Origin of the sequence: Streptosporangium canum, assembly GCF_900113865.1 — a bacterium.
GTDB classification, from domain to species: Bacteria; Actinomycetota; Actinomycetes; order Streptosporangiales; family Streptosporangiaceae; genus Streptosporangium; species Streptosporangium canum.
Window position 1 is genome coordinate 312,852 of record NZ_FOQY01000004.1, and the last position, 22,375, is coordinate 335,226.

The 22,375-nt window shown below is 71.2% G+C and carries 20 protein-coding genes and 1 pseudogene; 12 read left to right on the forward strand and 9 right to left on the reverse strand.

Going from position 1 to position 22,375, the window contains the following annotated elements; genetic code table 11:
• Nucleotides 1–38: 38 nt before the first annotated feature.
• Nucleotides 39–1,292 (forward strand): serine hydrolase domain-containing protein, encoded by a 1,254-nt coding sequence (locus BM085_RS08095; RefSeq protein WP_093886379.1) that lies wholly within the window; start codon nucleotides 39–41, stop codon nucleotides 1,290–1,292.
• On the opposite strand, the gene BM085_RS08100 is transcribed toward BM085_RS08095, so the two are convergent.
• On the reverse strand, nucleotides 1,281–4,202 hold the full coding sequence (locus BM085_RS08100; protein ID WP_093886380.1) for an AfsR/SARP family transcriptional regulator: 2,922 nt from the start codon (nucleotides 4,200–4,202) through the stop codon (nucleotides 1,281–1,283). The genes BM085_RS08095 and BM085_RS08100 overlap by 12 nt on opposite strands.
• A 191-nt stretch (nucleotides 4,203–4,393) precedes the next feature.
• On the opposite strand from BM085_RS08100, the gene BM085_RS08105 reads away from it, so the two are divergent.
• On the forward strand, nucleotides 4,394–5,425 hold the full coding sequence (locus tag BM085_RS08105) for a M23 family metallopeptidase (protein ID WP_093886381.1): 1,032 nt from the start codon (nucleotides 4,394–4,396) through the stop codon (nucleotides 5,423–5,425).
• A gap of 161 nt (nucleotides 5,426–5,586) precedes the next feature.
• Here BM085_RS08105 and BM085_RS08110 read toward each other — a convergent pair whose 3' ends face one another.
• The 3 genes and pseudogenes from BM085_RS08110 to BM085_RS08120 all read right to left on the reverse strand — a co-directional run bounded on the left by BM085_RS08110 (nucleotide 5,587) and on the right by BM085_RS08120 (nucleotide 7,853).
• On the reverse strand, nucleotides 5,587–6,762 hold the full coding sequence (locus tag BM085_RS08110) for an ABC transporter ATP-binding protein (protein ID WP_245789193.1): 1,176 nt from the start codon (nucleotides 6,760–6,762) through the stop codon (nucleotides 5,587–5,589).
• Nucleotides 6,763–6,859: 97 nt separating this feature from the next.
• A pseudogene (locus tag BM085_RS08115) lies at nucleotides 6,860–7,366 on the reverse strand (ABC transporter transmembrane domain-containing protein); the annotation flags it as partial.
• Nucleotides 7,367–7,451: 85 nt separating this feature from the next.
• On the reverse strand, nucleotides 7,452–7,853 hold the full coding sequence (locus tag BM085_RS08120; RefSeq protein ID WP_093886490.1) for a cupin domain-containing protein: 402 nt from the start codon (nucleotides 7,851–7,853) through the stop codon (nucleotides 7,452–7,454).
• Nucleotides 7,854–8,018: 165 nt separating this feature from the next.
• Between BM085_RS08120 and BM085_RS08125 the strand changes: the two genes are divergently transcribed.
• On the forward strand, nucleotides 8,019–9,161 hold the full coding sequence (locus BM085_RS08125) for a sensor histidine kinase (RefSeq protein WP_093886383.1): 1,143 nt from the start codon (nucleotides 8,019–8,021) through the stop codon (nucleotides 9,159–9,161).
• Nucleotides 9,158–9,817, forward strand: coding sequence for a response regulator (locus BM085_RS08130; RefSeq protein WP_093886384.1), 660 nt, complete (start codon nucleotides 9,158–9,160; stop codon nucleotides 9,815–9,817). The genes BM085_RS08125 and BM085_RS08130 overlap by 4 nt, the downstream gene beginning before the upstream one ends.
• 60 nt (nucleotides 9,818–9,877) lie before the next feature.
• Here the strand turns inward: BM085_RS08130 and BM085_RS08135 are convergent, their stop codons facing one another.
• Nucleotides 9,878–12,664: an AfsR/SARP family transcriptional regulator gene (locus tag BM085_RS08135; protein WP_218158646.1), complete on the reverse strand. Its 2,787-nt coding sequence runs from the start codon at nucleotides 12,662–12,664 to the stop codon at nucleotides 9,878–9,880.
• Between the two features lie 96 nt (nucleotides 12,665–12,760).
• Between BM085_RS08135 and BM085_RS08140 the strand changes: the two genes are divergently transcribed.
• Both BM085_RS08140 and BM085_RS08145 read left to right on the forward strand, forming a co-directional pair.
• Nucleotides 12,761–13,213, forward strand: coding sequence for a carboxymuconolactone decarboxylase family protein (locus BM085_RS08140; RefSeq protein ID WP_093886385.1), 453 nt, complete (start codon nucleotides 12,761–12,763; stop codon nucleotides 13,211–13,213).
• A 25-nt stretch (nucleotides 13,214–13,238) separates the two neighbouring features.
• A complete protein-coding gene (locus BM085_RS08145) occupies nucleotides 13,239–13,529 on the forward strand; it encodes a hypothetical protein (RefSeq protein ID WP_093886386.1) in 291 nt (96 codons plus the stop codon).
• A 181-nt stretch (nucleotides 13,530–13,710) separates the two neighbouring features.
• On the opposite strand, the gene BM085_RS08150 is transcribed toward BM085_RS08145, so the two are convergent.
• Nucleotides 13,711–14,643 carry a phosphotransferase gene (locus BM085_RS08150; protein ID WP_093886387.1) on the reverse strand — a complete coding sequence of 311 codons (933 nt, stop codon included), beginning with the start codon at nucleotides 14,641–14,643 and terminating at the stop codon, nucleotides 13,711–13,713.
• Nucleotides 14,644–15,003: 360 nt separating this feature from the next.
• Nucleotides 15,004–15,693: an AAA family ATPase gene (locus tag BM085_RS08160; RefSeq protein WP_245789194.1), complete on the reverse strand. Its 690-nt coding sequence runs from the start codon at nucleotides 15,691–15,693 to the stop codon at nucleotides 15,004–15,006.
• Between the two features lie 59 nt (nucleotides 15,694–15,752).
• Between BM085_RS08160 and BM085_RS08165 the strand changes: the two genes are divergently transcribed.
• A complete protein-coding gene (locus BM085_RS08165) occupies nucleotides 15,753–15,947 on the forward strand; it encodes a CsbD family protein (protein ID WP_093886390.1) in 195 nt (64 codons plus the stop codon).
• Between the two features lie 98 nt (nucleotides 15,948–16,045).
• Here the strand turns inward: BM085_RS08165 and BM085_RS08170 are convergent, their stop codons facing one another.
• On the reverse strand, nucleotides 16,046–16,396 hold the full coding sequence (locus BM085_RS08170; protein WP_093886391.1) for a hypothetical protein: 351 nt from the start codon (nucleotides 16,394–16,396) through the stop codon (nucleotides 16,046–16,048).
• Nucleotides 16,397–16,493: 97 nt separating this feature from the next.
• Between BM085_RS08170 and BM085_RS08175 the strand changes: the two genes are divergently transcribed.
• From BM085_RS08175 to BM085_RS08185, 3 genes are read left to right on the forward strand one after another with little or no spacing between them, the layout of a single operon-like run.
• A complete protein-coding gene (locus BM085_RS08175) occupies nucleotides 16,494–16,859 on the forward strand; it encodes a hypothetical protein (protein WP_093886492.1) in 366 nt (121 codons plus the stop codon).
• 3 nt (nucleotides 16,860–16,862) lie between these two features.
• Complete coding sequence (locus BM085_RS08180; RefSeq protein WP_093886392.1) at nucleotides 16,863–17,252, forward strand: hypothetical protein; 390 nt, start codon at nucleotides 16,863–16,865, stop codon at nucleotides 17,250–17,252.
• A 52-nt stretch (nucleotides 17,253–17,304) separates the two neighbouring features.
• Entirely contained in the window at nucleotides 17,305–17,568 is a 264-nt protein-coding gene (locus BM085_RS08185; RefSeq protein ID WP_093886393.1) for a hypothetical protein, read from the forward strand.
• A 75-nt stretch (nucleotides 17,569–17,643) separates the two neighbouring features.
• Here BM085_RS08185 and BM085_RS08190 read toward each other — a convergent pair whose 3' ends face one another.
• Nucleotides 17,644–18,813 carry an ROK family transcriptional regulator gene (locus tag BM085_RS08190; RefSeq protein ID WP_093886394.1) on the reverse strand — a complete coding sequence of 390 codons (1,170 nt, stop codon included), beginning with the start codon at nucleotides 18,811–18,813 and terminating at the stop codon, nucleotides 17,644–17,646.
• Nucleotides 18,814–18,958: 145 nt separating this feature from the next.
• Here BM085_RS08190 and zwf point away from each other — a divergent pair, with 145 nt between their 5' ends.
• Both zwf and edd read left to right on the forward strand, forming a co-directional pair.
• Nucleotides 18,959–20,434: a glucose-6-phosphate dehydrogenase gene (gene zwf, locus BM085_RS08195; RefSeq protein WP_093886395.1), complete on the forward strand. Its 1,476-nt coding sequence runs from the start codon at nucleotides 18,959–18,961 to the stop codon at nucleotides 20,432–20,434.
• Nucleotides 20,435–20,493: 59 nt separating this feature from the next.
• Nucleotides 20,494–22,371: a phosphogluconate dehydratase gene (gene edd / locus BM085_RS08200; protein WP_093886396.1), complete on the forward strand. Its 1,878-nt coding sequence runs from the start codon at nucleotides 20,494–20,496 to the stop codon at nucleotides 22,369–22,371.
• Nucleotides 22,372–22,375 lie beyond the last annotated feature (4 nt).

Sequence of the window (22,375 nt, forward strand, 5' to 3'; positions counted from 1 at the left end):
GGTGTTGCGCTGATGTCCCTCGCCTGAAAGGAATCGACATGGCCAGATCCCTCCCCTCGACGGCGGGGCTGCTCATCACCGCCGTGACGTTGGCGGGGGCCGCGACGGCGGCCCCCGCGGCAGCTGACTCCAGGGCGGACGCCCCCGGCCACGCCCAGGTCCAGAAGGCGCTCGACCAGGCCGTGACCGACGGCGGTGCGCCCGGCATGGTCGCCGAGGTTCGCGACCGTCGTGGGCGGTGGTTCGGCTCGGCGGGGGTGGCCGACACCCGGACCGGCCGCGAGCGTCAGCCGCAGGATCGGTTCCGGATCGGCAGCGCCGCCAAGCCGTTCACGGCCACCGTTGTCCTGCAGCTGGCGGCCGAAGGGAAGCTGAGCCTCGACGACACCGTGGACAAGTGGCTGCCCGGCCTGGTCGAGGGCAACGACAACGACGGCGGCACGATCACCGTCAGGCACCTGCTCAACCACACCAGCGGGATCTTCAACTACGGCAACGACAAGGAGGAGTTCGCCAAGTTCTCCGGCCCCGCGTGGCTGGAGCACCGCTACGACGCCTACCCGCCCGAGCAGCTCGTGAAGATCGGCCTGCGCAATCCGCGCTCCTTCGAGGCGCCGGGTGACGGCTTCGTGTACTCCAACACCGGCTACATCCTTGCCGGGATGATCGTCGAGAAGGTCACCGGCAAGACGCTCGCCGGCGAGATCGAGCGGCGAATCGTCCGCCCCCTGGGCCTGACCGGGACGTACCTGCCGGGCAAGGAAACGAAGATACGCGGCCCCCACCCCCGGCACTACTCGACGTTGTTCGCCACCGAAACCGACGCCAAGGTCTACGACGTGACCGACCAGAGCGCCACCACCGGCTGGGCGGCCGGCGGCATGGTCTCCACGGTCGGTGATCTCCACCGGTTCGTCAGCGCGCTGCTGCGCGGCAAGCTTCTCCCGCCCACCCAGCAGCGGGAGATGTTCACCATGGTCAAGACCGGGATCAAGATGCCGGACGGCACCTGGAAGGACACATGGATCCCCGACACCACGTACGGTACCGGCGTCTTTTCGTGGGAGCTGTCATGCGGCGTGAAGGTCTGGGGCATCGGCGGCGCCATCACCGGCGGGTTCTCCTTCGCGATGGGCACCCGGGACGCCGAGCACATGATCGCCACCAACGTGACCATCGACCAGTACGGCCGGCACAACTCGCTCGACATGTCCAAGACCGTGTTGGAGGCCGAGTTCTGCCCATCCGGTTCCCAGGCGCGAAGCAAGATGCTCCCGCGCTCAGGGATGTGAGGCCATCAGCACGGGCCCCTGCCCGCCTCCCGCGCCGCCCCGCAACTCTCGCCGTAACGTGCGGGCCTGGTGCAGGTAGTGCTGGGCGAGAGTGGCGCGGCCCGCCGACTGGTGCAGCTCGCCGAGCGTCTGGAACGCGGCGGCCTCCCCGCTCCGGTCGCCGAGCTGCTGGAAGATCGCCAGTGAGCGCTGCAGCTGGTCGGAGCCACGGGACCGATCGCCCTTCTTCACCTGCAACCCACCGAGGCTCCGCATGGCGTAGGCACCGCAGTGACGATCGCCGAGCGTCTCGAAGATGTCGAGCGCGCGCCCCTGGACGCGCATCGCCTCGTCGGATTGGGCCACCAGGTCGTACAGCCGCCCGAGCTGCATGGACACGCCCCCTTCACGGTGGGCGTCACCGAGCTCCTCGGCCAGCCACAACGCCTCCCCGAGCCATTGCGCGGCCCGGTGGAAATCTCGCAGCGCCAGGTACACCCGCCCGATCGCCTGCCGGGCGTAGGCCTCACCGCTTCTGTCGTCCATGACGAGGAACATGGCCAGGGCCTGCCGGAAGTATCCGAGTGCCTTGATGTGTTCGCCGGAGAACTGGTCTGCCGCTCCCAGCCCGCAGATCGAGATCGCCTCTCCGCGCCTGTCGCCCAGCTCGTGGAAGATCACCCGAGATCGCCGGAACATCTCTCTCGCCTCGGCGTATCGATCCTGGTAGAGGCAGACCTGGGCCAGGCCGCGGAGCATGGCGGCCTCGCCGTTGAGATCCTCGGCCATGCGCGCGGAGTCCAGCGCGACCTGATGCGTGTGCCGCCACTCGTCGAACCGGCAGTTGAGGTCGAAGTAGGGGACGAGCGCCGCGGCGAGACCCCACGAGGCGTGCGACAGTCCCGCGTCGGCGGCCAGCCGTACCGCCGCCACCAGTGACTCCCGCTCGGCGTCGAACCACGGCAGCGGGTCGGCGGTCAGGCGTCTGAGGGTCTCTCCCGCCCGGTCCCACCGGGGCGCCGCCGCGGACGTCAGGCTGAAGAGCGTGGTCGGCAGTCGCGACGAGGCCTGTTCCGTGGCGGTCATCCATGCTCCGAGCACCCTGGCGAGGGTATGGCGCTCGCCGTCGCCGCCGGCCTTCTCCCTGGCGTTGCAGCGGGCCAGGTCGTGCAGCCGGTAACGGCGCTGGCCGATCGCGTCCGTCCCCGCCAGTTGCACGAGGTTCACGTCCACGAGAGCGTCCATCACCGTCTCGGCCCGGTGGCGGTCCAGGACGGCGTCGACCACCCAGCCGGGCATGGACTGCGGGCCGAGAAGTCCCAGCGTCCTGTAGGTCCTGGCCACGTCGTCGGGGAGCTGCCGGTAGCTGCGGTCGAAGGAGTCCCGTACTTCCAGGTCGCCCGCTCTCAGCTCGTCGAGCCGGTTCGACTCGTCGTCCAGCCGCTGCCGCAGCACGCTCAGCGGCCAGCCGGGCCGGCCGGCGAGCCTGGCTCCCGCGATCCTGACGGCGAGCGGCAGGTACCCGCAGGAGTGGAGGATCGCCGAGGCGGCCTCCCGCTCCCCGGCCAGCCGCTCGACGCCCACGATCCTCCCCAGGAACTCCTCGGCCTCAGGGGGCGACAGGACGCCCAGTTCCAGCTGCAGCGAGCTGGGCAGCTCCGTGATCCGCCGCCGGCTCGTCACGAGCACCGCGCAACCGTTGCCGGGAAGCAGGGCCCGCACCTGTGCCGCGTCGGCGGCGTCGTCGAGGAGGACGAGCATGGGACGTTCCGCCAGCAGGGAGCGGTACAGGGCGGAGCGTTCGTGCGCCGTGGGCGGCAGATCCGCCGCACCGGCCCCCAGCGCCCGCAACGCCTCGGCCAGGAGCTCGCCGAGGTCGGTGGGGGCGGCGGCCGTACCGCCGAGGCCGAGGTAGAGCTGGCCTGCGGGGTAGTCGGCCCGTACGGCGTTCGCGCAGTGCACGGCGAGCGCCGACTTGCCCACGCCCGGTGGCCCCATGACCACCGCGATCGACGGCGGCTCGTCCGACGGCCGCTCCTTGGGCGACAGGGCTCGCGTCAGGGCGGCGACGGCGTCTGTCCTACCGGTGAAGTCCGGAATGTCCGGCGGAAGCTGCTGGGGCGCGATCACGCTTCGCACGGAGGGCGCCGGAGGCCGCTGGAGAGCGGGGGCGGCCGGCACGGCTGGCGGGAGCTCTCCAGCGAGGACGGCCGCGTGCACCGTGCGCAGGTCCGGACCCGGTTCGACGCCGAGCTCGTCGACCAGCTGCTGCCTGACGGTGGTGTAGGCCTGCAGCGCTTCGGCCTGCCGTCCGCTCCCGTGCAGGGCGAGCATCAACTGCCGCCAGAGATCTTCCCTGAAGGGATGGATCTTGACCAGTTCCCGCAGGTCACCGATCGCGGCCGGGTACTCCCCTCGCGCCATTCTCATGGCGGCCAGGTCCTCGACGGCGCCGAATCGCGCCTCCGTGAGCGAGCGCAGCCGCCCGTCCCACTGCGGGCTGGCCGGCAGATCGCTCAACGGCGTGCCGTGCCAGAGCGCGAGCGCCCGGCGTAAGTACTCGGCGGCCTCCTCGTTACGGTCCGCCGCCCGTGCCTGGGCGACCAGGTCCTCGAACAGCAGCGCGTCGAGCTGGTCGATCCGCAGCTCGACCGCGTAGCCGGACGGCCTGGCCAGGATCCGCGCGTCGGCCGTGCCGAGGGCGCCGCGCAGGAAGCTGACGTAGGTACGGAGGTTCGCCAGGGCGGACTGCGGGCGGCGCTGGGGCCACAGCGTCTCCACGAGCAGGTCCGAACTGACTACCTGGTTCGCGCTGAGCAACAGCGAGGCCAGCAGGACCCGCGGCTTCGTCCCCGCGATGGGGAGCGTCCCTTCCGGCATCCGGACCCGCAGAGAACCGAGAATGTTGAATACGGGCTTATCAACCACCATGACACAGGTACTCCTCAACGGAGGCTGGCAACCGGTTGTTGTTGCGCTGGAAGCCCTTTATACCGATTTCGGATGTTCTTTGTATGGATTCCTCGCACTCTTGATCCCCAGCAAGAGCCTTTCGACGGGTCCGGCGGACAGCGCACAGCGCGGGCCGGACCTTCACCCCCCGCACCGCAGAAGGGATCCATATGAGACTCGACGGAGTGCTCACGGCGGGATTAGTCCTGCTGCTCGGCCTGGGATCGGGTGCGGCGACGTCCGCCGCCGCCGCCGCGACCCTGCCGGCCGTCCCCACACCGAGCCCGACGGCCACGCAGTCGAGCCCGACGCCCACGCCGACCGCCGCGACCGGGGAGAACAACGACCCGCCGAACGAGGCCGCGGTGGCCGAGCAGTCGGTGACGGTCCTGGCGTCCACCAACTTCCAGCTCCCCTTCCCCTGCGGCCAGTCCTGGGCCGGCAACAGCAGCGCGAGCAGCGCCCACAGGGCCTACGAGATCGACTTCAACCGAGGTGGCTCCGCGGACGCCGACCTGGGAGACACCGTCGTCGCCGCGGCGGCGGGCACGGTGGTCATCTCCTCCCACCAGGGATCGACCAACGGATACGGGAACCTGGTCAAGATCGACCACGGCGGGGGCTGGACGACCTTCTACGCCCATCTGAACTCGCGATCGGTGAGCGCGGGGGCCAAGGTCTCCCAGGGCCAGAAGATCGGCGCGGTCGGCAAGACCAGCAAGCCGGGCAACAACATCTCGGCCCACCTGCACTACGAGGTGCGTCAGGGCGAGGGCTACCCCGGCAACATCCGCAAGGCCGTCTTCAACGGGTCCACGTTCGGCTACCCGACCCAGACCCTCACCTCGAAGAACAAGTGCGGCGGCGGAGGCGGCACGAACCCGCACACCGCGCAGTCGGTCTGCGGCAGCGGCTACACCGTCATCGACTCCGCCGCCCTGGGCACGGCCGGCACCGCCCACCTGCTCTACAACAGCGCCAACGGCAACAACTGCGTCGCCACCATCAAGAAGTCCTCCCTGGGCACGGCGACCGCCACCACCGCCTACCTGGAAGTGCAGGGAAAGACCCGCGTCACCGACAGCGGGAGCTTCACCTACTACGCCGGCCCGGTACGCGCCGCGGCCGCCGGCAAATGCGTCAAATGGGGCGGCAAGGCAGGCTCATCCGCCTACAACAGCCCCTTCGAACACTGCGGATGACCCGTCCGGTCATCCCGCGTCCGGGACGGCGCCGCGGCCCCCGTCAGGGGCACGGGCGCCGTCCCGGCATTCGTCCCGCGGTTCGAACCTCCGGACAGGCGCGGGCGGCCCACGAGGTCAGCGCTCAAGGAGATTTGATGATGGTCTGCCGTCAAACCGGCTTATTCCCTCGCTGCCGGCGTCATGGAGATGTTCCAGAAATCGGCGTAGCGGCCGCCGTGGCGTAGCAGCTCGTCGTGGCTGCCCTCCTCCACGATCCGGCCGCCGTCCAGGAAGACGATGCGATCGGCGCGTCGGACGGTCCGCATCCGATGCGCGACCATCACCACCGTCCGGCCCGCCATCAGCCGCTCGATCCCCTCGTGGACGGCCGCCTCGTTCACCGGGTCCAGCGCGGAGGTCACCTCGGTGCTGATCGCGCGCACGTCCACGCCCCCCACCCGCACCGCGCCCGCGTCCACGTCGTGGAAACGCGCCGGCAACTGCAGCAGCGTGCTCTTGCCCGCACCCGACGCTCCGACAACGGCGACGCGCTGCCCCTGGGGCACGGACAACGACACCTCCTCGAGCACGGTGCGGTCGCCGTGCCGGAAGGTGACGGACTCGAACTCCAGGCCATGGCCTGCCGGCTGGATCGGTTCGGGGGCTTCCGGCAGCGGCTCGGTGCGCAACACCGTGTCGAGCCTGGCCAGCTCGGCACGTGCGCCGCGTACTTTGCCGCCGATGTCCGCCAGCGACAGCAGCGGATCGGCGCTGCGGGCGGCCAGCACCAGGATCGTCAGAATCTCCGCCGCGCCGACAGTCCCGCCGAGTGCGAGGGAGGTGCCCAACACCAGCAGCACGGCGAAGATCGCCTGCACCGTGAGCGTCAGGCCCACCGTGCCGGGCAGCGTCGCCAGCACGGTACGGCGGGACGCGCGCCGCACCTCCCGCAGCGAGTCGTCGAGCGACGTGAAGCGTTCGCCGCTCCGGCCGCCGGCGCGCAGCACCGGCTGGGCCTGGAGGTATTCGATGACCCGCCCGGTGGCCTCGGTGTCGCGTTCGTGGCGCTGCGCGTCGGTGGCGGCCGTCGAGCGTGCCGTCCAGATCTGGATCGCCGCCACGATCGGTGCGGCGACCAGCGCGGCCAGCCCCAGCTGCCAGTTGAAGGCGAGCATCACGGCGACGATCGTCAAAGGAGTCACGCAGGCGGAGATGAACGGTGCCAGCAGATGCGCGATCACGCTCATCGCCCGCAGGACGCCCTCGCCGGCCAGGACCGACACCTCCCCGACGCGGCCGGCGCTGTGCCAGCCGAGCGGCAATCGGGCCAGATGCTCGCCGAGCCGGTGATACATGCCACGCACCATCGTGGCCCCGACGCGGAACCCGGACAGATCGCTGGTGTAGCGCAGCGCGGCGTAGAGCGCGACCGCGGCCCAGGTAGACCAGCGACACCAGCGGCACCACGAACGCGGCGACGAGCTCGCCGGGAGTGTGGGCGATGAACGGGTGCACGGCACTGACGTCCTGGCCCACCACCTTCGCCAGCTCGCCGGTCCGGCGCCGGGAGAACCAGCCGATCGGCACGCGTCCCAGCCGCGCGGCCAGTTGCCGGCGGAACGACAGCTGCACCCGGCCGTCGAGAAGGTGCCCGATTCCGGATGACGCGGCCGTGAACAGCAGCCGGACGAACAGGCCGGCCGCACCCACGACCACGACGGACCAGACATGGCCGTGATCGATCGGGCCGGGCGCCAACAGCGCACGGCCCAACTCCACGACCGCCAGCAGCGGCGCCAGACCCGCGACAGCACCGATCACCTGCAGGATCACCACGGCGGCGAAACTCCGCAGATGCGGGCGCAGCAGCAGCCCTGCCAGGCTCTGTCCGGCCGCGGAGCCGGCCTCCGGTGGTGGTGTGGGCCGCTCCCTCGCCTCGGCGAGGTCGGTGGCGTTCATCGCTCTCCCGTTTTCGTCAATCTCGTCGTGACCAGACCCGTGGCCGAGCCGATGGTGGTTGAGGGCAGGGGTGGAGGGGACCGGCCTAGGCTTCGGTCCGCTTCTCCAGCCGGCTGCCACGCGGCAGGGTGACGGCCATGATGTTGCTGGGGATGTCCAGCTCGATGCGGTGCCATCGCCCGCGCGGGACGATGGCGGCGGTGCCGGCCGTCAGCCTGATCTCTTCCTCCTGTTGCCCGGGCCGCTCCGGACGGAGGTAGAGGCGTATCTTCCCGATGAGGCAGGACACGACCTCCTCGGCCTCGGGGTGGACCTCCCAGTGGTCGGCGTGGACGTCGGCGCCGGTCTTCGCGTGAAAGGCCGTCAGCTGCCAGCCGTCCTGGCCGGAGTCCGTTGATCTTTTCCCGGCGTGGATCTCGCCGCCTTGGTGAAGGCGGATGGAGGACGCGAAGAGATCGATCGGGGTAACGGTTTGGATCGGGTGCATGCCGGCCATCGTGGTGTCCAGGCCGGTCAGCGGTCATCATGCCCAGGGAGACTCCTCTGCCTGGCACCTGGGAAGCAGAGTCGGCCCCACTACATCCCTGGGAGTAGTGATTTATTACGACATACGACGGAGGGCCCCCGGCGGAAAAGCCCTTAATCTACGCAAATGAGGTTTACGGACCGGTGGCGGCCGCTCGCCCAGGACGGCCTGCTGGCCGGGGTGATGGCCGTCCTGCTGTCGGTCGTCGTGCTCAACACGCCGCGCGCGGGCGCGCTGGATCTCTCGGCCGCCCTCGCCGGCTCGCTCGCGCTCGTCGCCTGGCGGCGGGCGCCCCTGGTGTCGTTGCTCGTCAGTACGGCCTGCATGCTCGTGGTCGCGGCGCACATCCAGCCGGGCCCGCCGACCGCCTTTCCCGTGCTGGTGTCGGTGTTCGGCGCGGTCAGGGCCGGCCATCGGCTGGCCCCGGCGCTGGCGGGCGTGCTTTTCCTGGGTGTCGACCTGGTGGCGCACCTGCCCGACGCCGACGGGTCCGGGCAGAATCTCCACAGCGCCGCACTGCTGATCGGCTGGTTCGTGGCGGCCGGCGTGGCGGCGGCGATGATCCGGCACCGGCAGGCGTACCTGGAGGAGGCCGAGCAGCGGGCCGCCGAGGCCGAGCGCACCCGCGAGGAGGCGGCCCTGCGCCGCGCGGGCGAGGAGCGGCTGCGCATCGCCAGGGAACTGCACGACTCGCTCACCCACAGCATCTCGGTCATCAAGGTCCAGGCCGGAGTGGCCGTCCACCTGGCACGCAAGCGCGGCGAGGACGTGCCCCCCGCGCTGCTGGCCATCCAGGAAGCCAGCGGCGACGCCATGCGCGAGCTGCGCGCCACCCTGGAGGTGCTGCGCGACTCCGACCGCTCCGACGGCGAGGTCCCGGCCAGCGGCCTCGACCGGCTCGACGACCTGGTGGAGCGGGCCCGCTCGACCGGGCTGCCGGCCACGGTGACGACCTCCGGCACGCGGCGGGAGCTGCCGGCCGAGGTGAACCGGGCCGCGTACCGGATCGTCCAGGAAGCGCTCACCAACGTCTCCAGGCACGCCGGTGGGGCGGCCGCGGCGGTGCGCATCGACTACACGGACGAGGAGCTGGTCGTGCAGGTCGACGACGACGGCAAGGCCGACCCGGACGCGCCACCCGTGCCCGGCACGGGCCTGCTCGGCATGCGCGAGCGCGTCGCGTCGCTCGGCGGCCGGCTGCGGGCCGAACCCCGCCCTGGGGGCGGCTTCACCGTACGCGCCGAGCTTCCCCTTGGAGGATCATCGTGATCCGCGTGCTGCTCGTGGACGACCAGGCGCTCATCCGCGGCGGCTTCCGGGCCCTGCTGGAGATCGAGGACGACCTCGAGGTGGTGGCCGAGGCCGCGAACGGCGAGCAAGCCGTCGCGCTCGCCCTCGAACACCGGCCCGACGTCGCCCTCGTCGACATCCAGATGCCGGTGATGGACGGCATCGAGGCGACCCGGCTGATCGCCGCCGACGAGCGGCTGAGCGCCGTCCACGTCGTGATCCTGACCAACTACGGCCTCGACGAGTACGTCTTCAACGCGCTCCGCGCCGGCGCCTGCGGCTTCATGGTCAAGGACACCGAGCCCGTCGACCTGCTGCAGGGTGTCAGGGTCGCGGCCCGCGGCGACGCGCTGCTGTCCCCCGCGATCACCCGCCGCCTGATCGGCGAGTACGTCGCCCGCCGCCCCGAGCCCGCGCCCGTGGGGCTCGACGTGCTGACCAACCGCGAGCGCGAGGTCACCGCGCTGGTGGCTCGCGGCCTGTCCAACGACGAGATCGCCGCACACATGGTGATCAGCCCGACCACCGCGAAGACGCACGTCAGCAGGGCGATGACCAAGCTGCGGGCCAGGGATCGCGCCCAGCTCGCGGTCTTCGCCTACGAATCCGGCCTCGTCACCCCGCGGCGTGGCTGATCGCGTGCCGCTCGATCGCTGGGAGTCCGCCCCCGGCACCGGCGGCCCGGCAGTCGGACATCAGGCCCGGCAGTCGGACATCAGGAAGGTGCGGATCTCCTCGGCCTCCGGCACACCGAGCTCCTCGTAGAGGCCGAGGGCCAGCCGTCCGTGCTCGCCCGCCTGCTCCGAGTGCCCGAGGCCGAGGTGGGCGCGCGCCAGCCCGTCGTGAGCACGCGCCTGTTCCGGCCGGTTGCGTGTCGCGAGCGCGAGTGCGAGCGCGAGTGCGTGCTCCTCGACCGCCCGGGCCGGATCGCCCGCCGCCTCGGCCAGCCCGTTGAGCGCGGCCGCCTCGTCGGCGGTGTTGCCGAGCTCGCGGTACAGGGCCGCGGCCCGCTCGTGGCGGGTGCGTGCCTGAGCGAGCTCGCCTTGATGCCGGAGGACGACGCCGAGGTGGTTGAGGATCACCGCCTCGCCGGCCGGGTTGCCGACCTTGCGGTGCAGCGCCAGCGCCACGTCGAGATGGCGCCGGGCATCCCGCGGGCGGCCGGCCCGGTCCAGGACGAGGGCGAGGATACCGAGCACGTGGGCCTCGCCCCAGGTGTCGGCGCCGATCCGGGTGAGGTCGAGCGCCTGCGTGAGATACTGCTCGGCTTCCTTGTCCTGCCGCCGGCGCAGGGCCACGTTCCCCAGCGTGAGCAGTGCCCTGGCCCGCTCGTACGGCTCCTCACACGCCTCCAGGGCCAGGTGGGCGTGCTCCTCCGCGCGCTCGTACTCGCCGAGCCGCCAGTAGGTCCACGCCAGGTCGCTGAGCGCCTGCACCTCGAAGTCGCGGTGGGCGTGGCCGAGCTTGCGTGCGCGCTGGAGCGCCAGGGTCTGCAGCGTGAGCGCGTCGTCGTGGTGTGCCTGCCGGTCGAGGTAGGGGCGCAGCGCCAGGGCCAGCATGCCCACGCAGATCTCGGGTCCGTGCACGGCGGTCGCGATGATGTTGCCGCGTTCGGCGTCCAGCCAGGTGATCGCCTGTTCGGCGTCGCCGATGGGCGGGATCGGGGTGGTCGGCCGCGGGATGCCTTCGCGGTGGCTGAGGCTGTCGGGGAAGAGCCGGTCCACGGCGGCGCGGGAGCGGTGCAGGTAGTAGGTGAGCAGCTGCAGGACCGGGACGGCGCCGTCGTCCTCGGCCATCGAGCGCGCGTGCTCACGGAGCAGGTCGTGGAAGGTGTAGCGGCCCGGTTCGAGCTGCAGCAGCATGTGGGCGTCCAGGAGTCCTTCGAGGAGTTCTTCGGCCTCCTCCTCGGCGATCCCGGCCAGCGCGGCCGCGCCGTACGGATCGATGTCGCGCCCGGGCACCAGCCCGAACAGGCGGAACATGCGCTGCTCGGCCTCGTCGAGTTGCTCGTAGGACAGGGCGAAGGCCGCCGACACCCCGTCCAGGAGCCGGCGATGGTCACGGAGCCGGCCGGCCAGGTAGGAGACGGTCCAGCGCGGGCGGTGCTGGAGGCGGGCGGCCGAGATCCGGATGGCGAGCGGGAGATGCCCGCACAGCCGCAACACCTCACCGACCGCCTCCGGCTCGTCGCGGGCGCGTTCGCCCACGATCCGCTCGAACAGCCCGGCGGCGTCCTGTTCGCCCAGCACGTCGACCGACAGCGCCTGCGCGCCGTCCAAAGTGACCAGGCGCCGCCTGCTGGTGACCAGGACGAGGGTGTCGGAGTGCCCCGGCAGCAGGGGGCGCACATGGTCTGCGTCCAAGGCATTGTCCAGTACGGCCAGCACACGGCGATCGGCCAGCTCGGCGCGCCACAGGGCGCTCCGCTCGCCCAGGGTGACCGGGATGCGGTCGGCGGGCACCCCCAGCTGGCGCAGCAGGGCCTCCAGCGCGGCCGCGGCGTCGACCGGCTCCCGGCCCGCGGTGTGCGCCCGCAGGTCGATGAAGAGCCGGCCGTCCGGATAGCGGGCGGCCAGCCGGTGGGCCACGTGGACGGCGAGGGTGGTCTTGCCGATCCCGGCCATGCCGTCGATCGTGACCACCCCGTGGTGCTCGCCCACGAGCCGTTCCAGCTCGGCGGTCCGTCCGGAGAAATCGGGAATGTCGTAGGGCAGGAAGGAGCGCCGTGCCATCGCGGGCTGCGCAGGCTCAGCCGGCTGTGCGGTGTCGGCCAGGCGGAGCGCCGGATCGTCGGCCAGGACCGCCCGCTCCAGCTCGGTGAACGCGTGCCCGGGATCCAGGCCCTGTTCGTCGGCGAGAGCCGTACGGTGAGAACGCGCCGCGGCCAGGGCGTCGGCCTGCCGTCCCGCCCGGTGCAGGGCCAGGACGAGATGGCCGGCGAGCTTCTCGCGCAGCGGGGCGGCGGCCACCTGGGCGGCCAGCTCGTCGAGCAGGTCGCCGTGCCGCCCGGCGGCGAGTTCGGCCTCCACCAGGCGCTCGTAGGCCGACAGCCGCCGGTCGTGCCAGAGCGCCCGGACGCCGCCGACGTACTGCGCGTGCACGTCCTCCACCGCCTCGCCGCTCCACAGATCCAGCGCCTCGCGCAGCTCGCCGGCGGCGACCAGCTCGGTGAACTCCTGCGCGTCGACCTGCCCGGGCTCGGGCTGCGCGACGTAGCCACCGGACCGCGTCTGGAGGAGCTGTACGGCTCCCGCACCGCGCAGCACCTTGCGGAGCGCGGTGATCGAGGCGTGGATCTGCGATCGGGCGGTGTCAGGCTGGTCGTGGCCCCACATCGCGTCGATCAGCCGCTCGATGCTGATCACGCGGCCGGAGTTGAGCAGGAGGTAGGCCAGCACCGCGCGGTGGCGTGGGGCGATGCCCGTGAGTGGCTCGCCGTCGACGATCAGCTGGACTGGGCCGAGCAGGGTGAAGCGCAGCATCGTTCCTCTATGGCATCGCATCGTGAGTGCACAGCGAATGTATCAATCCGGGCAGCCAGTCTGATTTCACACAGACCGAGACCGGAGGAGAACACGATGGAAGCCCGGATGAAGAACCCCGCCACGATCATCCCCGCCGCGCAGAAGCCGATCTTCGAGCTGATGCAGGCCGCCCAGTCGCAGGGACTGCCCCAGGAGCTGATGGAGATGATCCACCTGCGGGTCAGCCAGATCAACGGCTGCAGCTTCTGCGTCGACGCCGGCTACAAGAACCTGCGCAAGCTCGGCGAGAGCGACGAGCGCGTCGGCCTGGTGGTCGCCTGGCGCGAGGCTCCCTACTACACCGACGCCGAGCGGGCCGCCCTCGAACTGGCCGAGGCCGCCACCCGGCTGGCCGACCGCACCGACGCGGTCCCCGACGAGGTGTGGAACAACGCCGCCGACCACTTCGACGAGAAGCAGCTGGCCTCCATCCTGATGATGACCGCCGTCACCAACCTCTTCAACCGCCTCAACGCCCCGATCCGGCAGGTCGCCGGCACCTGGTAAGCCACTCACCGAAGGGAGAACCGACATGTCTGTCGTCCGCACCCACCGCTACTCCGTCGCCGGCGCCGACCTCGAGGAGTTCCTGGCCCGCCGCAGTTCGCTGATCGCGACCGTCCGGGAGGGCCACCCCGGGCTCACCCACGCCACCCTCGTCCAGCTCGAGGACGGCACCTATACCGACACCTGGCACTGGGAGAGCGCCGAGCAGCTGGGTACCGCGCTCGCCGCCCTGCCCACCTTCTCCGAAGCGCCGCTGACCATGGCCCTCACCAAGGACAACACCGCCCAGAACGGCCAGGTCATCGACGAGCACTGAGACGCTCGGCCGGTGCCGGAGGGCGCTCGCCCTACCTGGAGGGCGCTCTCCGCGGCCGGGCACGTCCGTCGTCCCGCGACCGCCTCGCGGCCTACGTCGGCGGCTGAGACAGGCCGGGCCAGCCACCAGATCAGAGAGTCCCTCGCCTGCCTGACCCGCTCCACCGGCACACCGATCCGTGTCACACACCGCCGCGCCCCCGCCCTGCCCCAGCGGCGAGCCGGGCGCGGAGCGTGCGCAGCGCGTCGTCGACCAGATCAGGCTCGCCGATCTCCAGGCCGTACACGACGTCCCGCGCCGGTTCGGCCAGAGCCCAGAAGTCCAGCTTCCGGGCGAGTCCTCCGGTGAACGGCAGGCCGCGACAGGCCTGCACCCGCCGTACGAAATCCTCCCCCGCCTCGGCCCACAGGTAGGCCAGGTCGTAGTCGGGGTCGCCGACCTCGGCGTCGCCGAAGTCGATGAGCCCGGTGATCTCCTCCCCGGTGACGAGCAGGTGGTCCAGACTCAGGTCGCCGTGCGTCAGTGTGGGAGGGTAGGCGAAGTTGCCGTCGTCCTCGAGATAGCCCTCCCATGCCGCGAGCAGCACCCGCCTCTTCCCCGCCTCCAGCCGGGGGAGCACCTCCTCCCGGACGGCGGCCAGATCCTCGGCGAAGTCCTCCCGCAGGTCCCACGCCGGCGCGCCGAGCTTCTCCGCCTTGTCCGCGGGGAAGTCGTGGATGGCGTCGAGCGCCGCGGCGACCTGCCTCACCGGCCCCGGTCGGCTGACCAGCCCCCGGGCGTGCCACTGCTCCGGGGACAGCACCTCACCGGGGACCAGGGGGTAACCGCAGAAGGAGCCGGGCCCGAGCGGGTTGGGCGCGGTGAACAGGAACCGGGGAATGGCCAGGTCGAGGACGAGCTCGGGGAGCAGCCGGGCCTCTCGCTCGACGCTCTCGGCCCCGTCGGCGTTCTTCGGCAACCGCAGGACGATTTGCTCGTTCAACAGCAGCGTCACATTGTCCAGCCCGGCTCCCAGAGGCCGGAGCGGGGCGGCCCGCAGCTCGGGCAGCACACCGTCGAGGGCGTGCCGGACCCTTGGCTCCCAGCCATCCGGCAACGAGACATCTCTGATCATGGATGCACGCTATCCCGACAAGCCGGCGATCGGAGCCGTGCCGGGAAAGGCCCACACCGCCTCTTCGACGGGCTGCCCGTCCCGGCCCGCAACATCGCGGGCGACCACCGGCAGTCCCGCGGGTCGCCCGCCGCGCCATGGGACCACCGGCAGTCCCGCGGGTCACCTGCCGCACCCCGCCGGGCGTCGGCGAAGTAGCGGCCCCAGTCCGGACGTGAGCCGTCGGCGTCGGTGAAGCCGTACTCCCTGGCCAGCTCCCAGCCGGCCAGGGACCTGCCGTTCCAGCGGTGGTCGGCGGTGTCCGCCAGGTGGCCGCTCGCCATGGTGCCCTCCGGACCTCGCGAGACCGTCCCGGGCTCCTCAGGGGGCGGTCGCCGCCGGGAGGGACGCGCCGCCGAGGGCCGTGACGACCCGCCGGAACACGTCATTCCAGGGGCGCGCGGCCACCACCGGGACACCCGCCTCGGCGGCCTGCGCGGCGAGGCGTTCACCGTGCAGGGCGCTCACCCGGGCGCGATGGAGCTGCTCGCCGCCGCCGGGTTCGCGGCGGCGGTAGTTCTCCAGGAGCTGGGCCTCGTCCGGCTCGCGGAGGACCACGGCGGCGACCTGCCCGCCCGCCGGGACGCCGGCGAAGCTGTCGCGCACGGCGAACGCGGGCAGCAGGTAGTCCCCTTCGATGATCACAGGGGTGTCGGTCTCCAGGTGGTTGCCCACGACCGCGTCCACGGCGGGGACGAGCGCCTCGGCGATGGCGATCTGCAGCTCGACGACGTCGGCCGGGGGCAGCAGCGCGGCTCCGGGGTGGGTGCGCCAGTGGTGCAGGAGCGGCTGCTGCTGTGGTGTGGTCATGGCCTGCAGCGCCTCGACGAGATCGTCCACCTCGACGATCGGCGTCCCGTAGTGCCGTGCCAGCGGATAGCTGACCCGGCTCTTGCCCGCCCCGGAAGCGCCGCAGAGGAGCAGGACGCGCCAGGGAGGCCGCTCCCCCGGCACGAGAATGTCGCCCATCGTCGCCACGGGAACCGCGTGGCCCATGTTTACCCCTCTCATCTGCGGACACTAAGTATCACTGCACGAAGAGAACTTCGCGTAAAGGGAGGAATCACACCATGGGTGCTGACGACAAGATCTCCAACAAGGCCGAAGAGCTCGGAGGCAAGGTCAAGGAAGGCGCCGGTCGCGTCACTGGCAACGAGAGCCTTGAGGCCGAGGGCAAGGCCGACCAGTCCGACAGCAACCTCAAGCAGGCGGGGGAGAAGGCGAAGGAAGGCATGAAGAAGGTCAAGGACGCCTTCAAGAGCTGACCGCCATCCGGACCGACCGGATGAGTCCACGGCGGAGGCCCCGACCCTCGGGGCCTCCTTCGCGTCGCGCCGCCCCGCTCAAAACGTCGGTCCACCGCTCAGGACGTCGGTCCCACCTTGGGTTGGGGAACACCCTCACCCGATTCCTCGTCGGCCCCCGCGGGGTTGCGCGCGTCGTCGGGGTCGGCCAGGAGCGGACGATCGGGGAAAGAGGTATCGGCCCCCGACCTCTCCGCCACGACCCGGCTCTCCCCATCGGCGCCCCGTGGAGCCGCGGGCACCGGGCCCTCCCCACCCTGCGGAGCCTCGGGCGCCGCCCCCTCCCCGTCCTGCGGAGCCGCGGGAGCCGGTTCCTCCTCGTCGGCGCCCCGTGGAGCCGCGGACGCCGGGTCCTCCTGCGAGGGGTCGTGTCCGCCGGCCTGCTCACGCACTTCACGGTCATCGGTCATGCCACCCCCTCTCCCCGACAAAGGACTAAATATGCCGCCCACCAGACATGGAGTGGGACAGCCGGGTACGGACCTCCTGGAGGAAAGGAACACCACCGTGACAGTGACGCGATTTCAGGATCTCCCCCTCGCCGACCGGGACCGGCACTGGGACTCGGACGAGGCGGACAAGCGCGTCCGCGCGTGGGCGGGGGCCGAGGAGAAGCCCACCGCGAAGTACCGTGAGGCGCACATCTGGTACGACGGCGACAACCCCGACGAATTCGGGAGCTACAAGTTGCCGATCGCCGATGTGGTCGACGGCGGGCTCAAGGCGGTGCCGCGCGCCGTCATGGCCGCCGGCGCGGTCGTACAGGGCGCGCGGGGCGGGGTCGACGTGCCCAAGGAGGACATCGAGCGGATCAAGTCCCACCTGGCCAAGTACTACGCCAAGATGGACGAGGCCCCTCCCTGGGACCGCTGACCGATGCCACGTTTCGACTTCGCGATCGAGCCGTCATGGAGGATCCCCCTCCGGCTGTTCGGGGTGACTCCCGGGCGGGCCTTCGCCCTCGTCGAGGACGGCGCGCTCACGGTCCGCTTCGGTCACTGGCTGCTGCGCACCCCCCTGTCCAATGTCGCCGGCACCACCCTGACCGGCCCCTACTCGACGTTGAAGGTCATCGGAGTGCACCTTTCACTGGCCGACCGGGGAGTCACCTTCGGCACCAATCCCAGGCGCGGCGTCTGCGTCCGCTTCCGCACCCCGGTGCCCGCGCTCCTGCCCGGCGGGCTGCTGCCCCATCCCGGTGCAACCCTCACCCTCGCCGATCCCGAAGGACTGGTGAGGGCACTTGAGGAGAGACCACACGCATGACATGACAGGCGGACATCCGGGTACGGGGTGCGTCTGATCGAAGGAGGGGACAATGACTTTCGAAGGACAGCCTGAGGAGACGTCCGAGACCGGTAAGCCCATGGTCCGCGCGACACCGCGAGATGTGGTCCACATCCGCCTGGGCTCGTTCGCCCTGATAGCGATCATCGCCATCGGCGTGCTCGGTCTCGTGGCCGGCCTCAAATGGCTGATGATCGCCATGGCCGTGCTGGCCGTGATCGCGATCGTGGACATCGCCCTCGCGCTCCACCGCCAGTCGCGGACTCCCGGCGACACCACCACGGAAGCGGGTTGAGGCTACGGGCGGACCGGCGGGGCGGCCCGGTGACGCTTTCGCGGCGGCGCGGTCGCGCTTCGCCCGGCGTCCCGGTCAGGCGAGGGAGTCGACGGCCTCGGGTGAGAGGATGTGGTCGAGGACCATGTGGGCGCAGCCGACGATGCCCGCGCCGGGACCGAGGCGGCTGCGTTCGATCCGCAGGTTGCGGGTGGACAGGGCGGTCGAGCGGCGGTGGACGACCTCGCGCACGCCTGACACCATCGGCTGGAAGGTCTCGGCCACGTCGCCGCCGAGGACGACCACGGCGGGGTTGAGCAGGTTGACCGCGCTTGCGACGACCTCTCCCAGCATCCGGGCCGCGTTGCGGACCACCGTCATGGTCTCGGCGTCGCCCGCCCGCACCAGACTCACCACGTCGGCCAGGGTCTTCACCTCGTGGCCGCGGGCGCGCAGGTCGCGCAGTATCGCGGTGCCGCTGGCCACCGAGTCGACGCAGTCGATGTTGCCGCAGCGGCACAGCACTCCCCCGCCGTCGCGGACCGGGATGTGCCCGATCTCCCCGGCCGCGCCGAGCGCGCCGCGCAGGATCTCGCCGCCCGCGATGACGCCGGAGCCGATCCGGGTGGAGACCTTGATGAACAGCAGGTCGTCGGCCTCGCCCGCGTAGACCGCGCGGTGCTCGCCGATCGCGATGACGTTCACGTCGTTGTCGAGGAAGACGGGGACGGGGAAGCGTTCGGCGATGATCGGCGGGACCGCGACGCCGGTCCAGCTCGCCATGATGCGGGCGCTCTCGGTACGGCCTGCCGCGAACTCGACCGTGGCGGGGACGCCCAGGCCGACCCCGCGCACCTGGGAGAGCGGACGGCCGGCGAGCAGCCCGCTCCAGGTGTCCATGACCAGGGGGAGGACGACGTCCGGGCCCTCCTCCACGTCGACGGCCAGGCTCTCCCTGGCCAGCTCGCGTCCGGCGAGATCGCAGACGGCGATCTGCGCGCGGCTCGCGCCCAGCGAGGCGACCAGCACGATGCCGCCGGAGGCGTTGAAGGCCAGCCGGTGGGGGGGCCGGCCGCCGGTGGAGGGACCTTCGCTGTCCTCCACGACGAGGCCCCGGTCCAGCAGCTCGGTGACACGCAGGGAGACGGCCGGCCGGGACAGGCCGGTCACCCGCCCTATGTCCGCGCGCGTGACAGCCTCACCAGCGCGGATGAGGCGGAGAACCTCACCGCTGGTGGCGAGCGCGGCAGCGGGACGTCGAGACATCGGCCCAGTGAATCACACCCACTTAGGAAATGAAAACTTCCATCTTTCTCATCTCGGATTACAAAACTCCGCTTGTGTAGAGCGCAAGATGTGACTACTGTCCGATCTATCCCCAATTTCGGTAGATCACTACGGAGCACTCCCCATGTCCGAGAACCCGCAATCCGCCGACCTGATCGTCTTCGGCGGTACAGGTGACCTCTCCATGCGGAAACTTCTCCCGGCCCTCTATCACTGCGACCGCGACGGGCGCCTGTCCCCCGAGACCTGCATCATCGCGATGTCGCGCGGCGGGCTCGACGACGCCGACTTCCGCGGCAAGGTGGACGCCGAGGTACGGGGCTCCGTGCCGGTGGACGACCTGGACACCTGGCAGCGCTTCCTCGGCCGCCTGCACCACGTCTCCGTCGACATCGGCGGCGAGGACACGACCGGCTGGGCGAAGATCACCGGCATGCTCGCCGGGCACGAGCAGCGGGACCGGGTGTTTTACCTGGCCAGCCCGCCCATGACGTTCGGCCCGTTCTGCCGGGAACTGCACCGCGCCGGTCTGGTGACCCCCGCCTCGCGGGTGGTGCTGGAGAAGCCGCTCGGCCGCGACCTGGCCAGCGCGCAGCGCATCAACGACGAGGTCGGCGCCATCTTCGACGAGCGGCAGATCTACCGCATCGACCACTACCTGGGCAAGGAGACCGTCCAGAACCTGCTCGTCCTCCGGTTCGCCAACGCCTTCCTGGAGCCGATCTGGAACTCCCTCTGGATCGACCACGTCCAGATCACCGCCTCCGAGACCGTGGGCACGCCGGGCCGCCGCGGCTACTACGACCACGCGGGCGCGCTGCGCGACATGGTGCAGAACCACCTGCTACAGCTGCTCTGCCTGGTCGCGATGGAGCCGCCGTCGCGCAACGACCGCGAATCCATCCGTGACGAGAAGGTCAAGGTCCTGGAGTCGCTGCGGCCGATCACCGGCGGCGAGGTCGACCGTTTCACCGTCCGCGGCCAGTACACCGCGGGCGAGTCCGGCGGCGTGCCGGTCCCCGGCTACCTCGACGAGCCCGACAACACCGCGCCGACCGAGGCCTCGCGCCAGGTGGAGACCTTCGCCGCGATCCGCGCCGAGGTGAAGAACTGGCGCTGGGCGGGCGTCCCGTTCTACCTGCGCACCGGCAAGCGCATGCCGTACCGGTGCTCGGAGATCGTGGTGCAGTTCAAGGACGTGCCCCACTCGATCTTCGCGGGCAGCGCACCCAACCGCCTGGTGCTGCGGCTGCAGCCCAGCGAGGGCATCGAGCTGCACATCATGGCCAAGGAGCCGGGCGCGGGCGAGGTGGCTCTCAAACCGGTCCCGCTCAGCCTGAGCTTCGCCGAGACCTTCACCACCCGGGTGCCCGAGGCCTACGAGCGGCTTCTCATGGACGTCCTCACCGGCAACCCGACCCTGTTCATGCGGCGCGACGAGGTGGAGGCCGCCTGGCGCTTCATCGACCCGATCCTCCGCGAGTGGGACTCGTGGGGCACGCCACCCGAGCCGTACCCGGCGGGCTCCCCGGGACCGGCCGGAGCCCACGAACTCGTCCTGCGCAGCGGCCGCTTCTGGCACGAGGAGGACCTCGCATGAACGACCGCGCGGAACGAGCACGACACGCAGACCGAACCGACGAAGACAGAGGAGGCCGGATGAACCCCGTCATCCAGGAGATCACCGACCGCCTGGTCGAGCGCAGCCGCGCCAGCCGTACCGCCTATCTCGCACGGCTCGACGCCGAGGCCGAGGCGGCCCGCCTGCGCGGACCGGCCCGGGCGAGCCTGGGCTGCGCCAACCTGGCCCACGGCTTCGCCGCCGCGGGCCGCTCCGACAAGCTGGACCTGCGGGCCAACGTCAAGCCCGGCGTGGCGATCGTGTCGAGCTACAACGACATGCTGTCCGCGCACCAGCCGTACGAGACCTACCCGGCGGTACTCAAGGCGGCCGTCCGCAAGGCGGGCGGCGTCGCGCAGTTCGCCGGCGGCGTGCCGGCCATGTGCGACGGCATCACCCAGGGCCGCGCGGGCATGGAGCTGTCGCTCTACAGCCGCGAGGTCATCGCGATGGCCACCGCGATCGCGCTCTCACACGACATGTTCGACGCCTCGCTCATGCTCGGCGTCTGCGACAAGATCGTGCCGGGCCTGCTGATCGGCGCGCTGCACTTCGGCCACCTGCCGGCGGTGTTCGTGCCGGCCGGGCCGATGACCTCCGGCCTGCCCAACAAGGTCAAGGCCCGCACCCGTCAGCTGTTCGCCGAGGGCAAGGTCGGCAAGGACGAGCTGCTCGACGCCGAGTCGAAGTCCTACCACTCCGCCGGCACCTGCACCTTCTACGGCACCGCCAACTCCAACCAGGTCATGATCGAGGTCATGGGCCTGCACCTGCCGGGCTCCACCTTCGTCAACCCGCGCACCGAGCTGCGCGAGGCCCTGACGGAGGCGGCGGGCAGGCGCGCGGTCGAGCTAACCGCGCACGGCGAGGAGTACACCCCCGTGGGCCGGGTCGTCGACGAGAAGGCGATCGTCAACGCCTGCGTGGCGCTGCTGGCCACCGGCGGCTCGACCAACCACACCATGCACATCGTCGCCATCGCCGCGGCGGCCGGCATCGACCTGCTCTGGGACGACCTGGCCGCGCTGTCGAAGGTGGTGCCGCTGCTCACCCGCATGTACCCCAACGGGCAGGCGGACGTGAACCACTTCCAGGCCGCGGGCGGCATGCAGGTGCTCATCGGCGACCTGCTGGACGCCGGGCTGCTCCATCGCGACGTGCTGACGATCGCCGGGCGCGGGCTGGACCACTACCGCTCGTCCGTCGAGCTCAAGGACGGCGAGCTGGTCTGGCAGGAGCGCACCGGCGGCAGCACCGACCCCGACGTGCTGCGTCCCGTCTCGGACGCCTTCTCCCCCGACGGCGGCATCCACATGCTCGACGGCAACCTGGGCCGCGCGGTCAGCAAGGTCTCCGCGGTCAAGGACGAGCACCTGGTCGTCGAGGCCCCGGCGAAGGTCTTCGACGACCAACTGGAGCTGCTGCGCGCCTTCGAGGCGGGCGAGCTGGACGGGCAGGACTTCGTGGCGGTCATCCGCTACCAGGGGCCGAGCGCCAACGGCATGCCCGAGCTGCACAAGCTCACCCCGCCGCTGTCGGTGCTGCTGGACCGGGGGCAGCGGGTGGCGATCGTCACCGACGGCCGCATGTCCGGCGCGTCGGGCAAGGTCCCGGCCGCCATCCACCTGTCGCCCGAGGCCGCCCACGGCGGTCCGATCGCGCTGGTCTGCGACGGCGACCCGATCCGCCTCGACTCCACCGCCGGCACCCTGGAGCTGCTGGTCCCGGCGGAGGAACTGGCCGCCCGCACGCCGCAGGGCGCGCCGCTCACCGACGCCCAGTGGGTGGGCACCGGCCGCGAGCTGTTCGCCGCCTTCCGCCGTACGGCGGGCCCCGCCGAGCGCGGCGCGGGGATCTTCGCCCTGAACGGCCACGCCGAGGGCGTCGCCGCCGCCGCGAACCGGGTCCGGCCGTGAACGG

What these genes read in the sequence shown, in the direction of transcription:
- BM085_RS08190 (WP_093886394.1), bottom strand. Translation starts at nt 18,813, where the DNA reads ATGTCTCGACGTCCCGCTGCCGCGCTCGCCACCAGCGGTGAGGTTCTC.
- zwf (WP_093886395.1), top strand. Translation starts at nt 18,959, where the DNA reads ATGTCCGAGAACCCGCAATCCGCCGACCTGATCGTCTTCGGCGGTACA.
- edd (WP_093886396.1), top strand. Translation starts at nt 20,494, where the DNA reads ATGAACCCCGTCATCCAGGAGATCACCGACCGCCTGGTCGAGCGCAGC.
- BM085_RS08150 (WP_093886387.1), bottom strand. Translation starts at nt 14,643, where the DNA reads ATGATCAGAGATGTCTCGTTGCCGGATGGCTGGGAGCCAAGGGTCCGG.
- BM085_RS08140 (WP_093886385.1), top strand. Translation starts at nt 12,761, where the DNA reads ATGGAAGCCCGGATGAAGAACCCCGCCACGATCATCCCCGCCGCGCAG.
- BM085_RS08135 (WP_218158646.1), bottom strand. Translation starts at nt 12,664, where the DNA reads ATGCTGCGCTTCACCCTGCTCGGCCCAGTCCAGCTGATCGTCGACGGC.
- BM085_RS08180 (WP_093886392.1), top strand. Translation starts at nt 16,863, where the DNA reads ATGCCACGTTTCGACTTCGCGATCGAGCCGTCATGGAGGATCCCCCTC.
- BM085_RS08120 (WP_093886490.1), bottom strand. Translation starts at nt 7,853, where the DNA reads ATGCACCCGATCCAAACCGTTACCCCGATCGATCTCTTCGCGTCCTCC.
- BM085_RS08100 (WP_093886380.1), bottom strand. Translation starts at nt 4,202, where the DNA reads ATGGTGGTTGATAAGCCCGTATTCAACATTCTCGGTTCTCTGCGGGTC.
- BM085_RS08145 (WP_093886386.1), top strand. Translation starts at nt 13,239, where the DNA reads ATGTCTGTCGTCCGCACCCACCGCTACTCCGTCGCCGGCGCCGACCTC.
- BM085_RS08185 (WP_093886393.1), top strand. Translation starts at nt 17,305, where the DNA reads ATGACTTTCGAAGGACAGCCTGAGGAGACGTCCGAGACCGGTAAGCCC.
- BM085_RS08095 (WP_093886379.1), top strand. Translation starts at nt 39, where the DNA reads ATGGCCAGATCCCTCCCCTCGACGGCGGGGCTGCTCATCACCGCCGTG.
- BM085_RS08170 (WP_093886391.1), bottom strand. Translation starts at nt 16,396, where the DNA reads ATGACCGATGACCGTGAAGTGCGTGAGCAGGCCGGCGGACACGACCCC.
- BM085_RS08165 (WP_093886390.1), top strand. Translation starts at nt 15,753, where the DNA reads ATGGGTGCTGACGACAAGATCTCCAACAAGGCCGAAGAGCTCGGAGGC.
- BM085_RS08105 (WP_093886381.1), top strand. Translation starts at nt 4,394, where the DNA reads ATGAGACTCGACGGAGTGCTCACGGCGGGATTAGTCCTGCTGCTCGGC.
- BM085_RS08125 (WP_093886383.1), top strand. Translation starts at nt 8,019, where the DNA reads ATGAGGTTTACGGACCGGTGGCGGCCGCTCGCCCAGGACGGCCTGCTG.
- BM085_RS08160 (WP_245789194.1), bottom strand. Translation starts at nt 15,693, where the DNA reads ATGAGAGGGGTAAACATGGGCCACGCGGTTCCCGTGGCGACGATGGGC.
- BM085_RS08110 (WP_245789193.1), bottom strand. Translation starts at nt 6,762, where the DNA reads ATGTATCACCGGCTCGGCGAGCATCTGGCCCGATTGCCGCTCGGCTGG.